This is a genomic window from Candidatus Cloacimonadaceae bacterium (genome assembly GCA_030693415.1).
In the GTDB taxonomy this organism is placed as follows: Bacteria; Cloacimonadota; Cloacimonadia; order Cloacimonadales; family Cloacimonadaceae; genus JAUYAR01.
Genome location: JAUYAR010000094.1, coordinates 20,159 through 35,000, shown reverse-complemented (window position 1 = coordinate 35,000; position 14,842 = coordinate 20,159). Strand labels below are relative to the sequence as shown.

At 47.8% G+C, this 14,842-nt stretch carries 6 protein-coding genes; 4 read left to right on the top strand and 2 right to left on the bottom strand.

What is annotated here, in order from left to right; all coding sequences use genetic code 11:
- Positions 1-19: 19 nt before the first annotated feature.
- A complete protein-coding gene (locus Q8M98_05665) occupies positions 20-940 on the bottom strand; it encodes an endonuclease/exonuclease/phosphatase family protein (protein ID MDP3114249.1) in 921 nt (306 codons plus the stop codon).
- Between the two features lie 191 nt (positions 941-1,131).
- On the opposite strand from Q8M98_05665, the gene Q8M98_05660 reads away from it, so the two are divergent.
- Positions 1,132-4,638, top strand: coding sequence for a C25 family cysteine peptidase (locus tag Q8M98_05660; protein ID MDP3114248.1), 3,507 nt, complete (start codon positions 1,132-1,134; stop codon positions 4,636-4,638).
- Positions 4,639-5,129: 491 nt separating this feature from the next.
- Here the strand turns inward: Q8M98_05660 and Q8M98_05655 are convergent, their stop codons facing one another.
- The gene (locus Q8M98_05655; GenBank protein ID MDP3114247.1) at positions 5,130-7,091 is read right to left on the bottom strand and encodes a hypothetical protein; all 1,962 of its coding nucleotides are present in this window, start codon (positions 7,089-7,091) and stop codon (positions 5,130-5,132) included.
- A 315-nt stretch (positions 7,092-7,406) separates the two neighbouring features.
- On the opposite strand from Q8M98_05655, the gene Q8M98_05650 reads away from it, so the two are divergent.
- The 3 genes from Q8M98_05650 (at position 7,407) to gdhA (ending at position 14,771) form a co-directional block, all read left to right on the top strand.
- Positions 7,407-10,373, top strand: coding sequence for a PEP/pyruvate-binding domain-containing protein (locus tag Q8M98_05650; protein MDP3114246.1), 2,967 nt, complete (start codon positions 7,407-7,409; stop codon positions 10,371-10,373).
- Positions 10,374-10,426: 53 nt separating this feature from the next.
- Positions 10,427-13,369 carry a PEP/pyruvate-binding domain-containing protein gene (locus Q8M98_05645; GenBank protein ID MDP3114245.1) on the top strand — a complete coding sequence of 981 codons (2,943 nt, stop codon included), beginning with the start codon at positions 10,427-10,429 and terminating at the stop codon, positions 13,367-13,369.
- Between the two features lie 70 nt (positions 13,370-13,439).
- The gene (gene gdhA, locus Q8M98_05640) at positions 13,440-14,771 is read left to right on the top strand and encodes an NADP-specific glutamate dehydrogenase (protein ID MDP3114244.1); all 1,332 of its coding nucleotides are present in this window, start codon (positions 13,440-13,442) and stop codon (positions 14,769-14,771) included.
- The last annotated feature ends 71 nt before the right edge of the window (positions 14,772-14,842 follow it).

Below are 14,842 nucleotides of genomic sequence, written 5' to 3'. Positions count from 1 at the left end.
TTATTTAGGGAAAACTTACTCAGTCAATATAGAGCTTTATCCCCACTGGCCTGTGGTCGGACACCTGATTGTAATAGTTTGACCAGTTTCCCATCCAATTCTCAGCCACAATCGTTTTGCAGACGCTGCGAGAATCGGCATAGGACTCAAAAAGTTCGTTGGATATGAGAATGTGGTCGATGTGAGAAAAGGATATTGGGTAGGAGACCGTCGTCGATGTGGGGTTTTGCGCGGTGTGCATAGTGGTGAAAAGATATTCCTCAGGGCGGTTTAGGAAACTCAGGAACACGTTGGTCTCGACCGATTCCTGGATCTGGTCGTTCAAGTCTCCCAGCACGATCACCCTGTTTGTATCAAAGTTTTGGCGGATATACAGATCGAGTTTTTCGCAAGCGAGGCGGCGTCTCATTTCCTCATCCCATGAATCACTAACGTCGATAATGTTGTCACCCATGGCTTTCAAATGATTGTTGATCAGCACGATATCCTTTCCCTGCCAGGTGATTTCCAACACATAGGGCGCACGGGGAAAGGGATTGGTCTCACCATTAAAGATAGTGTATTGATCGCGCACCTCGACGGTTCTGCTATCATACAGATAGGCAAGGCGATAACTGGTAGTGGCAGTGTAAACATAAGCGTTGTAATGTGGAATCATCCCCGCAAGTTGCATAAACGCGGAATAATCCATGATCTCCTGAAAGGCGATCATGTCCACCTTCATCAGAGGAATCATTTGCGCGAGGACTTCAAGCGTACCGGGATTAATTAGCGGAAAGGTGCGCAGATTCCAAGTAACCGCATCAAAGCTGTCGTCGCTGCCAAAGAGCAGCACATCTTGATCATCGGGATTGGTCAGCTTCGTATTTGTCCCGCAGGAAACAGCAAGCAACAGCATTACGAGCACCAGGATCGAGCCAAGGCGAGTCTTTATTATCATTATATATCCTTTTAGATTTTGCGGCTGAGAACGCTCTCATAGATCATGCGTAGCGCTCAACCGCGAATAGAGCATAAGCTTTTAAATCAGTTGCAATTACTTTTCCAACTGTAAATAAATATCGGAGATCACTTGAAAGCACTTCGGAATAGTTCTTGCATATACACAAGGTACCAAAATTGGGAGGATTAATGAGATCATTTATATTATTGACACTACTGCTTTTTGTGAGCCTGCTAAGTGCGGCGGCTTATGAAAGATACGACACACATGCAGCAGGGCTAAACGCCAGGGTTGAAAACCTGCGCCTCGCCCCTGCAGAAGTGTCCGAACCCGGTGAGGATGATGAATTTGTATCCCACACCGCCATTTCCAAAACTTTTGCCCTGCCATATCAAGCGGCGACACTAAATATTTCCAGAAGTCTTTGGAACGTCTTTGACGAAAACGGAAACTTCCTATATACCGAAAGCAACCGCAACCACGACATGATCAATCTGGCAAACTCATTCACCATGCGCGAGATGCGTGGTTTCACAGTCGTCATCGAAACCCAGGTATTACGCGACGGCAAGATCTACACCCTCAAGGATGTGGATTTCGCGCTGGCGGGCTCACAGCCGATTGTCATGCCCACCTCCGTCTCCCCCGCTTTCATCGATGCTTACAAGGTTTTGGCGGATAATTTCGAAACGTCCTATTTGCGCAACCTGCCGGTGGCGCGTCCCAAAATGCTCATTCTGAGCCACACCAACCTTGCCAGCTATCAAAATGACTATATCAACTGGAAACGTTCCATTGGCTTTGATGTCTATGTGGCATACAAATCCCAGATCGGCACGACCCTGGATCATTATATACAATTCATCCAAAATCATTGGAATGAAAACCACTGCGACTATCTGATGCTGTTGGGAGACGTGACCGGAAACTATTCGATCCCCACGGCTTTCTTTCCCTCTCCGGAATATGCCGAAAACGACGCTGACGACCATCAGTACGCGCTTTTGGATGGAGACGATTATTTCCCCGAAATGCTTGTGGGACGTTTCTCATTCAACGATATCTCGGAGTTTATGACTATGGCAAACAAGACCGTGGTCTATGAGAGAAGCCCTTTCATGTCCAACCCTGCCTGGATGAAACGGGGGCTCGCAGTTGCCGGAAACTATGCCGAAGGCGGTCTCAGACCGATCACTCCGGTGCAAATGTCCCGTTGGTTGCGCAACAGGATGTTGGACTATGGATACACCCAGGTGGATACTGTTTTCTATCCACCTACTTATCCGGGCACGCAATCGATCATCTCCGCCATCAATCAAGGCGTGCAGATCATCAGCTATCGCGGATGGGGAGATGCCAACGGCTGGCACTATCCCTCTTTCCATATTCCCGATTTGAACAACACCTTCAACGGTCCGCGCATGCCGATCGTCTTTTCCATCGTCTGCAACACCGGTGATTTTGCCAATTCGGTGAATCCCAGTTTTGGCGAAAAATGGATGCGCATGGGCAGTGTCGCCCAACCTGGAGGAGCCATCGCTTTCGTAGGTCCCTCGGATCTGCACACCAAGACGAGATACAACAATTCCATTTCCAGCGGAGCCTTCCGCAGCATCTATGATTATGGCGTGAGAGGCTTTGGCACCAGCGTCCTGATCGGAAAGATAGAATTGTATAAAAACTTTCCCAATGACCTCGCGCCAAACCAATATGTCGCTTTCTATTACCATGTCTATAACCTGCTTTCCGATCCCAGCCTAAATATGTGGATACTGGAACCTTCGACGATCTCCTCAAACGTCATCCAAGGTGGATTGACCTATGCTCAGTCCGCAAGCCACATCCGCATCAGCGCTCCACATCTGGAAAACGCCATGGTCTCCGGTACTAAAAATCAAACCACATACTCCTATGCGGTGGTGAAGAACGGATATGCAATCCTGCCAGTTAATCCTGAAGAAAGCGGAAACCTTGTAGTCACCATCAGCAAGCCCAATTTTGTGCCGCTGGTAGCAACGATGACCCCCTCCGCCGCCGCTACTATCGGCATCACAGTAAACTCCCTTATCGAAACAACCATCAACCCGGCAACGAGCCACACTCTTCAACTAACCTTCAAGAATTATAGCAGCGGCAACTACAGCAACATTAACGTCTCCTTGATCAACATCGAGGGTGTTTCAATCGCAAATCCGACCCAGACTATCACTACGCTTGCAGCGGGCGCAACGACCACCTTGAGCTTCAACCTCACCGCTGGTGCAAACATCCAACCCCGAGACTTGCTGCATTTTGATGTCAATATCACCAATCCCGCCACTAATCACAGCTTCCAGTTGGTCGCCGGAGGAGCCGAATTCACCGTTGTGGACGCAAGCGGTATCCTCCACCTCGGTGTTTCCAGTCCGGTCGTCATTTCGGTTATCAATACCGGAAACGTGGCGCTGACAAATGCCGGCGTGCAAATAGTATCACTCACCGAAGCCGCGGTTATCGGATCAGGTCTCATAAATATCGGCACCGTCGCAGTCGGCGAAACCAAACAGTTCACCGCAAACATCCAGGTGGCTTCGGGTGCATGGCATGGCAGAAACATCCCGATCAAACTGCTCATCAGCGGCAGCGGATACAGCACCACGGCTTTCTATGCGCTCACTGCGGGAACGCCTGCAACCACTTCGCCCACCGGCCCTTGTCCCTACGGATACTATGCCTATGACAGTTTTGATGCCGGTTTTGCCCAAACCCCGACCTATAATTGGATCGAACTTGATCCTCTCCTGGGCGGACAGGGCAACCTTTGGTTGATCATGGACGATGGATCCCGCACGGTCGATCTGCCCTTCAACTTCAGGTTCTATGGCAGAAACTATAATCACGTCACCATGTGTTCCAACGGTTGGATCTCACTGTTGCCCACGGATATGGAAGATTTCTACAATCACTACATCCCCGCAGCTTTGGGTCCCTATGCCATGATCGCAGGTTATTGGGATGACCTCAAAGGAAGAAAAACCGGTGTGGACCCAGATGGCAACCCCATCTTCGCCAATATGCGCATTCTCTATTGGTTTGACGCGGCAAACAACCGCTATATCGTCCAATGGAACGATGCCTACAACCAATATACCATCAATTCAAACACCCCTTCGCTGGAAAAGTTTCAGATCATCCTCTATCCGCAACAGGATCGGGATGGCGACATCGTGGTTCAGTATCACACCGTTGACAACCCCGGGACCACGACAAACTATTGCACCGTCGGCATCGAAAACCACAGTCAGACTGTAGGTTTGTCCTATACCCACGCCAATTTTTACCCTCCGACCGCAACTCCTTTGCAAGCCGGATTGGCGATCAAGTTCACGACCATCCCACCGGATAATTATGTGAGCAACGATGATCACATCATTCAAAAACCATTCGAGCTGCTGCAAAACTATCCCAACCCCTTCAACCCCACCACCACCATCGCTTTCAACGCCGCACAAGGCGGAAACGCGAAACTAATGATCTATAACATCAAGGGACAGGTGGTTAAAACCTTGCTGGAATCCGATGTAGCGCGTGGAAAGCACTCAATTATCTGGAACGGAACCGATGACGGCGGCAAAGCTGTCGGCTCCGGTTTATACTTCTACAGTCTGTCTATCAACGGAAACAGCCAGACCCGCAAGATGCTGCTGTTGAAATAATTATGATCACTTCATCGGCGGATGGCGCTGCCGCTTTTTCGTCCGATGATCGATGACCCTATACGGGCGCGATCTCAATGATCGTGCCCGTTCTTTTTTTTATCATGAGTATCCTCCAGCATGGCAAATTAATCACCTTCAAATCCATAATTCCCTGCTTTTCCTCGTAGTGCCGCATCATACTCTCCCTGAATCGTTTACACGATCTCACCCTATCCTTCCCCGTGAGCATTACGGAGTCAATACGGACTAAGTCCGTAATGAGTCCGTATTGATACCGTAATGCAAAGGGGGAAGGTGTCCCGTCCTGATGGAGTTTTATCCATTCAAATCGAATTCACATCTCGCCTTCAATCAGTTTGCACATCGGGTTTCGATTCTTGATAAAACGAAATGGCAGATCATCTTGAAGAGCTTCACGAAGATGGCGTTTCAGAGTTGTTAACCGCCCTATCTTGAGATACAATTTGAGTATCTGTTGTGGCTTCGGCTTATTTGGTGTTGTTTGAGGATGGCTGTGTTAAGGGACATCTTTCACCCTTTAGCAGACAGCTTTTGCATAGGCTATTCTTGAGCTTTAGATAGCTATCTACCAGAATACCGATTTGGTTATCTTTGCTATTGTTAGATTTTGTCGCAAGCGCCAGATTCCGGAGCGCACCACCAATGGGTGTTACAAGCTTGTAATAGCAGAGCATATAGGAAACTGGAACGGCATTGCTAGTTTTCAGTTTCTCCAGTAATTTCTCATACTCCAAACTGGGGAAGTATTTTTTTTCTTTCTTAGCATAAGCTTGACGGTTGACAGGTATTCCCAAGCCAAGTATTTTCAGCGTTTCCATATCATGCGGCTCTGTCATCTTGACCATTATCTCGCAGGCAAGGTCTTTTCTTGGGCTGGTATTGGGAACACCCAAATACCACGTTTGATATAAAAACTTGGTTGGTATAACATAGGAAATTTGGTAGTCTTCAAAGAAATCAGGTTGGTTCTGCAAAACCGTATTGATCAATTCCTGATGTGCAGAATACCAGTCTCTGATGACTATAGTCTTGTTAACTCCTAAATCTTGGATATTACAGAGAAGGTCATTTTGCTTTTCATAGCTGTTTGTTAGAATAACACCAAGCTGTTCTTGCTGCCTCTCTTCCGAATTCAATTCGCAAAATGTGGCAAAGTAGTCCTCTGCAGAATGATTCTTGTAAATATAATTATCCTTTGTTTGGGGAGAAACATCTTTGCCTTTTCTGATGATCAGATCAATTCTCGGATCAATGTAAAACGGGTATGCCCTTACGTCGATACGTCCTTCAAAGAGTTCGGTTGGCTTGCCATCATCATCATAATTTAGTACCAAAGCATACTTTCCCCCATGCTCTTTGACGTCTTTCAACCTGATTTTATAGCCATGCTCCGGGCTGGTGGACAAACCCGTTGTGGGGTATCTATCAATTGCCGGATTGAAGAGTATATCCGGGATTATAAATGTTTCCTCTTCCTCGGTTGAAGCTATTTTAGTAGAGGATGTATGCATAAAATAGTAGGATTTTCCAAGGATGCATTTTTTAATGCGACTAGATTGATTGTCAGTTTCAAATGTTATTGAGGTGTAGTTATCATCTACTGTAACGAAATGTTCAGCGAACTTTTTGTTGTAATCAAGCGCGGGGTTATTGTAGAAATTGATATAATCCGATATAACGAGCAGGTTGCTCAGGTATCTGTGCAATAAATGACCGGGGATGATTTGCAGAGTAACGGCATCTTTCACGGATTCATTATCCAGAACGATCGACACATCGGAGATGCTATAGGGCTTGGTCGTTATGCTGACATCCTGATGTGATAAACTGGCGCTGATCATTTCCTTGATGTAATTGTGCCATTCGTTGATCGTGGAGACCGTTGCGACATCACCGGATTTGATAGTTCCGTAGTTGAGTTTTAGGGCTGATTTGATAGCCTGATTATCAATTTTGGCATGAGCTACTTCAAAATCATCAAGCAGTTTCGTTCTTTCCAATTGAAACCTAATATCGGAAATAAACTGGATAAACTCTTTCGAGTTACCTGGAGCAAAAATCCTGATGGGAAGCAAAGCATGTTCGGAACATGCAAAGTTTTTAATCAGGGAAAAGCTGTCCAATAATTCCAGTAAACCGTCTTGTCTTCTATAAACGTGCAGTGTTACCTCATTATGCAAGCTTCTTGAGGAGCGGGTAACCCGCATAGTGGGATACCAATTGCCCAGCAAGTTGATCTTTTGGAAGAGGAATACGTTATCCGCAATTGCCTGACACACTTCTGTGATCTCGTTGCTTTCACCATGGTTAATCGTATTGATCAACATCATGGTGATATTGTTCACAGAACTGAAATGAGCAAGGATGGTGAGCAGACTCTTCGCGGTAATATTGGAAAACACATTGACAAGGTTTTCACAATTATCCACTAATAGACGAGAAACTCTCATAGGATTTTTTCAAATAAACACAAACCCATACTCACTTACAGGGGATATATCAGCAACAAACGAACCTCATAATAGTCATGTGTTTCATTATTTCTTCTTAGACTTTAAGTAATAGAATGTCTTCGCTTGCCGGTAATCATGCTCCGTAAAAAAAGTTTAACTCACTTTGCCCTTGCGCGCACAACTCACTATCTCCATATCAGTTAAAGAATCCTCCATTATTTTCATTGACATATTATCCACTTTTACCTCATTATCATCTGAACGCTTATTTATGAAGTTGAGGATGTGCCCATGAAAATGGAAGAACTGAATTACTATTACAATAAATTCAAATTTGGCGAGGACATCTTTCATCAATTGATGCAAAGACGTGTACGGGATATTCTGTTGGTTTCCACTTTTTACGATGCCTTCATTTTCGAACAGGACGGACGCCTCTCCGAACAGATCTTTGGAGAATACCGCCAGCTCAATCTGAGTACCGCGCCACGAATCACCAGCGTGCCCACCGGCACCGAAGCCTTGGAGAAATTGAAGGAAAACAATTATGACCTCGTGATCACGATGATGCGCATCGGTGATATCGGTCCCTTCCAGCTCGCCAAGGAGATCAAATCCTTCAAGCCCGACCTGCCGGTGCTTCTGTTATTGAATGTGGCATCGGATTATATCATCTGGGAAAATCATCCCGAGGATAAGAAATATATCGACGACGTGTTTTTGTGGAATGGAGATACGAAGCTCTTCCTGGCAATGGTCAAAAACGTGGAAGATCAGATGAACGTGGAGTTTGATACTGCGAACGGTTTGGTGCGCGTCATCCTGTTGGTGGAAGATTCGATCCACTATTACTCAATGTTTTTGCCTTCGCTCTACAGCGTGATCATGAAACAAACCCAAAGGCTCATCGAAGAGGAAGTGAGCGACATCAATAAACGCCTGAGGATGCGCATCCGCCCCAAAGTGCTGCTCGCGCATGATTATGAAGAAGCGTTGATGCTATATGAGAAATACAAGAACTATCTGCTCTGCCTGATCTCGGACGTGCGATACAAGATCAATGGCGAGGTGCATGCCCAAGCGGGGATCAAACTGATCAAAGAAATCATGTCCAAGAACAAAGACCTGCCCATTATTCTTCAATCCTCGGAGGACGAAAACAAAGAGATCGCCACGGAACTTGGCGTAAACTTTCTGAATAAAAACTCAAAACATCTCTTTGCGGACTTGCGCAACTTCATGGTCTATAATCTCGGTTTCGGCAATTTCGTCTTTCGCAATAGCGACGGTGAGATCATCAACGAAGCGGCAAACATCGCCGAATTCGAGGAAAAGATCCTGCACGTTCCAGATGATTCGCTGATCTTTCACAGCAAATTCAATCATTTCTCAAACTGGTTGATCGCCCACGGCGAAGTACAAATCGCCAAACGCATCCGCCCGATGAAGATAGACGATTTTGCCAGCAAGGATGAGGTGCGTCAGTTTCTACATCACATCTTCCGCACCGTACGCATCGACAAAAACCGCGGCAAGATCATCAATTTCGATGCCGTGTCACTGAGCGAGATGAACCAGATTATCCGGCTCACGGAAGGTTCGCTCGGTGGAAAGGGACGTGGCTTGGCATTCTTGAACGCGCTGCTCACCACGATGGAGTTTGAAAAGAAATTTGAGAATGTCGGAATATCCCTGCCCAGCACGGCAATCATCGGCACGAACGAATTTGACCGCTTTGTGGAGAGCAACAGCATCGTGGAAAAGATCCATGGTAAGACAGATGAGGAGATCGATTCAATATTCATTGAGGGAAAACTCTCCGAGCAGCTCGTGCACAGGCTTGAGGTCTTCCTCGACCAAATCAAATACCCCATAGCCGTGCGCTCCTCCAGCTTGCTGGAAGATTCTCAGGCACAGCCGCTTGCTGGAGTCTATCGCACATTTATGCTGCCCAACAATCACTCCGATAAACTCCATCGTTTGCGCCAATTGATGGATGCGATCAAACTCGTCTTTTCATCCGTATATCTCTCCGACGCGCGCAACTTCCTTGAAGCCCTGAACTTCAAAGCCGAAGAAGAAAAGATGGCGGTGATCATCCAGGAGGTCGCCGGCTGCCTCAAAGGCGAACACTATTATTATCCTCATATCTCCGGTGTCGCTCAGTCCTACAACTTCTATCCGACCGGACACATGACCCATATCGACGGCATTGCCAATATCGCTTTGGGGCTGGGAAAATCCGTAGTCGAAGGCAAGCTCAATCATCGTTTCTGTCCCCGCTATCCAGATACCGAGATGCTGCCCCAGCAGGAAATGATGCGGTCTTCACAAAAAGAATACTATGTGTTGGATCTCTCCATGAACGATTTTGACCTCAAAAAAGGTGAAGAGATCACATTAGTGAAGCTGAATCTCAAAAATGCCGAATCGCATGGCGTCTTGAGATATCTGGCTTCGGTATGGGATTATGAAAACTATCGGCTCACGGATAACCTAAACGAGCGCGGGATGAGGGTTCTCACCTTTTCCGGTGTGCTAAAATACAATCAATTTCCCCTGGCAAGGATCGTGCGAGAACTGCTCGAAATCGGAGAAATCGCGCTCGGAATCCCGGTAGAGATCGAATTTGCCGTGAATCTGGACGTCGATCCGCGTTACAATCAGAAGCCCACCTTTTATATTTTGCAGATCAGACCGCTCTCCGTCAATACCGATGCCTATCGCATCGACACGGAAAACCTCGACAAGGAAGATCTGCTCATGTACACTGAGCACGGCATGGGAAACGGGGTGATCAACGATCTGACGGATATCATCTATCTCGATCCAAACAACTTTGATAAGACCATGACGCTCCCCATGCAGGAAGAGATCGAGCGCTTCAACGAAAAGATGGCAAGGCTGGGAAAACGTTATATCCTGATCGGTCCGGGGCGTTGGGGCTCGAGAGACAAGTTTCTGGGCATCCCTGTCCGCTGGCCCCAGATCAATCGTGCCAAGGTCATCCTCGAAACGGGCTTGAGGGATTTCATCGTCGAAGCCTCACAGGGCACGCACTTCTTCCACAATCTGGTGGCGATGAACGTGGGATATTTCACCATACCTTTCGTCTCCAGCACCGATTTTGTCGATCTGGAATGGTTGCTTGCGCGCCCCGTCACCGAAAGGGGGAACTATTTTGTCCATGTGGAATTCGACCATCCTCTGATAGTGCGGATGGATGGTAAAACCGGCGTCGCGGTGATCGGTAAATAGTTTTGATGCGTGGATATTAGGTGTATGAAATATAGGTTTAAGGCGGAAAGCGCATGATCGCATCAAACTACTGGTCGCGGGAGATCGAGCTCCTCGAAAAGATGATGCCCTATCGAGTGCATCACATTCTTCTGATCGCGTCGCTCTATGATTCATTCGTGTTTGAGGTTGATGGTTTCCTTGCCGAACAGGTGGCGGAGGACTTTTATCTGCTCAATCTGAGCACACAGCCCAGCATTTTTCACGCCTCCTCGATGGAGAGCACTCAAAGCCTGTTGGAGCTTGAGCAGATCGATATCATCGTGCTGCACCTTGCATCAATGCGTGGAATCGCTCTGGAACTGGTGAGGGTGATCAAAGAGACACATCCGGAGCTACCCCTTTTCTTTTTATTGGCAGCTCCACAGGATCTGATGTTCATCGAAAATCACGTCGAAGAACTCCGGAGCGTGGACGATATGTTCTATTGGAACGGGGATTCAAAGCTCTTTCTGGTGATCATCAAACTGTGGGAGGAGCGCAAAAACATCGCGCATGACAACAGCATTTTTCCCGTTCCGGTGATCCTCGTTGTTGAGACTTTCATCCCATACTATTCGCAATTCCTGCCGCTTTTCTATGAACAGATCATGCAACTAAATCAAGCCGTTATCCGCAGAGAGCACCAGGACATGAACAAAACCTTGTATATGAATGCCCGCCCGAGGATAATCCTTGTGCATGATTTTGCGGGTGCTATGGAATTTTACCAAGAGTATGAAGACAGTGTGATCGGCATTATCAGCAACGTCAATTATCACCATCGTGGCGAGTTTGAACGCGATGCCGGTTTGAAACTACTGCAATATATCCGAAAAAGCAAGCCCACCCTGCCTTTCCTCCTGCAAAGTTTCAACCCCATGTATCGGGATATCGTCACCAGCAACGAAGGTGAATTCCTCTACAAAGACCTGCCGGGCTTGAAAGTGCAGCTTCGTCGCTGGTTGGAAACAGAGATCGGCTTTGGCAAATTCATCTTCCGAATGCCGGATCAAAGCAATATCGGCGAAGCGCAGACCCTGATCGGTTTCATGCACCAGTTATCGGTCATCCCGGATGAATCTCTGCTCTATCATTATCACAATCTTCATATCCAAAACTGGTTGCGTACTCACGCGGAAACGGTGCTATCCCAATATGTTGCCCGTTTTGCGGAGATCAACGATCCCACTATTTTGAGAGAGCGGATCGTGGAAGCCTTCCAGTCCCTGATTTCCTACCGCCGGCGCGAGAAGATTCAAGATTTTAACCAGGAAAGCGATTTTAAGATCAATCTGATCTATAAGATCGGAGACGATTCAATCGGCGGCAAGGGCCGCGGACTGGCTTTTCTCAATGTCGTTCTCAACCGCTATAGCAACCTCTGCGAAAAGTATCCCGAAGTAAGTATCTCCGTTCCTGTCGCCGCTGTTCTTGCCACCGGCGTCTTTGACATGTTCGTGGCAAACAATCCCGTCCTGCAAGACGTCGGTATCTACGAAACCTTAACTGACGCTGAGATAGACGATCTATTTCTAAATTGCCATATCCCAACCAACGCGATCGCAGTGCTGAGCCAAATCATCCGTCAGACGGATTTTCCCCTTGCGATCCGCTCTTCCTCCGTGCTTGAAGATTCAATCACCAATCCCTTCGCCGGAGTTTTCAGAACGTTTCTCATCCCAAACAGTCATTCCAATCACGATATCCGCCTCCAGCAAATGGTACAGGCGATCAAACTGGTCTATTCCTCTATGTATCTGAAGAGCGCACGCGTCTATCGGGAAGCGCTACGCATCCCTTCCCGTGAAGAAAAGATGGCGATCATCATCCAAAAGGTTGCCGGCTCGAAACACGGAGACTATTACTATCCTTTGGTTTCCGGAGTGGCGCAGTCCTACAATTACTATCCCGGAACAAACATGAAACACGAGGACGGAGTCGTATCCCTATCCACCGGATTGGGAAAAACTGCCGTGGAGCGTGAACGCACCTTCGCTTTCTGTCCGCGCTATCCCAATAAGGATATGTTTCGTGCAATAGACATCGTGGAAGGTGCTCAGCGTCATCTATATGCCATCGCCCCGGATGTGACTGAATTTGACCTTCGCGAAGGGGAGGATGCCTCTTTGATCAAGATTCGAACTTCACAGAAACTGTATGAGACTGATCTCAACCTCCTAACCTCGGTCTGGGACTATGAAAACAAGGAATTCATCTCCGGTTCCTATGCTCGCGGTGCGAGAGTGATAACATATCGCAACCTTCTGCATTACAAGCAGTTTCCATTGGCAGACATCATCATGGATTTTATCAATCTGGGGCGGGAGGTGCTGGGTTGCGAGATCGAGATGGAATTTGCCTTCGACGTTGACGGCAAGACCGGTCTGGCAAGTTTTCACCTCTTGCAGATCCGCCCCATCTCCGTGAACATCCTTCAATACTCACAACCCTTGGAGAAATATACCGAGGAGCGCGAGGATTTATTGTTGTTCTCGTCTTATGCGCTGGGCAGCGAGATCAACGATGAACTGGAAACGGTTATCTATATCCCTCCAGAGAAATTTAACATCATCAAGACTGAAGAAATGGCGCGCGAGCTGGAAAATATCAATCAACGCATGCGCGAAAGCAAGACGAAGTATATATTGATCGGACCCGGCAGATGGGGTTCCAGCGACCGCTTTCTTGGTATTCCGGTAAACTGGAGCCAAATCTGCAACGCCCAGGTCATTGTGGAAGTCGTCCTGCCAAACATGTCCATCGAAGCCTCGCACGGCAGCCACTTTTTCCACAATCTTTTTAGCATGAACGTTGGCTATCTCACGGTCTGGGACAAAGCCGTAAACGACTATATGAATTGGAATTGGCTTTCGGAACAGGAGTGCGTGTTTCAGGGAAATTACTTTGAAGTGCGGCGCGCGCCGAAGAATCTGAAGATTTTATTTGACGGAAAGAACGCCGTCATAATCAAGTGAAATACCATGATGGAAATTAAATAAAACATAGAAACTCGTGTACAAAAAAAATCACAGGAGGTATGTGAATATGACCATGCACGAATTCTTGCACCAAGTATCGGCAAAAAACGCCGATCAACCTGAGTTTATCCAGGCGGTAACCGAAGTCGTCGAATCGATATGGGACGTCTATGAATCTAATCCCCAATATCGCAAAGCCAAGATATTGGACCGTATCGTCGAACCCGAGCGAGTGATTATCTTCCGCGTTCCATGGCAGACGGATAGCGGGGAAGTGATCGTCAACCGTGGATTCCGCGTGGAATTCAACAGCGCCATCGGTCCCTACAAAGGTGGCATGAGATTCCACCCCAGCGTGAATCTGGGCATCCTGAAGTTCCTCGGTTTCGAACAAATATTCAAAAACAGTCTCACCACCCTTCCCTTGGGCGGTGGCAAAGGCGGCTCGGATTTCAACCCCCGCGGTCGTTCGGACGAAGAAGTCCAACGTTTCTGTCATTCCTTCATGCTTGAGCTCTATCGTCACATTGGTCCGAACAGGGACGTACCCGCCGGGGATATCGGAGTGGGTAAACGTGAAGTCGGGTTCATGTATGGCATGTACAAAAAGATCGTGAACGAAGTGACCGGTGTCTTCACCGGCAAGGGACTCGATTGGGGTGGAAGCCTGATCCGTCCTGAAGCCACAGGCTATGGAACCGTATATTTTGCCGAGGAAATGCTCAAGACCCGCGGTGACAGCCTCCAAGGCAAGACGGTGCTCGTCTCCGGCTCCGGAAACGTCTCGCAGTTTGCCATCCAGAAGGTCAACATGATGGGCGGCAAAGTCGTCACTGCTTCCGATTCCGATGGTTTCATCCACGATCCGGATGGCATCAAAGGCGAAAAGTGGGAGTACCTGATGGAACTGAAGAACATCAAACGCGGACGCATCAGCGAATATGCCGATGAGTTTGGCGTCAAATTCTATCCCGGTCAAAGACCCTGGATCATCCCCGCTCAGATCGCTCTTCCATGCGCCACGCAAAACGAGATCAACGGCGAAGAAGCCAAAACCTTGATCAAAAACGGTTGTTTCTGCGTTTCCGAAGGTGCCAATATGCCCACTACTCCTGAAGGAGTCGAGGTTTACCTTGAGAACAAGATTCTCTACGGTCCCGGCAAAGCTGCCAACGCCGGCGGAGTCGCAACCTCCGGTCTGGAAATGACCCAAAACAGCATGCGCATCTCCTGGACCCGCGAGGAAGTCGATGCCAAGCTGCACAGCATCATGAAAGCCATCCACGCCCAATGCGAACGCTACGGCAAGGAAGGCGGATTTATCAACTACGTCAAAGGCGCAAACACAGCCGGTTTCATCAAAGTGGCAAACGCCATGATGGATCAGGGCTTGATCTAAAGCATCATTTGCGGAGTCCGGTTTTTTTATCGGGCTCCGCATTCCATTCAAAGCCGACCAAAGACCCCAAC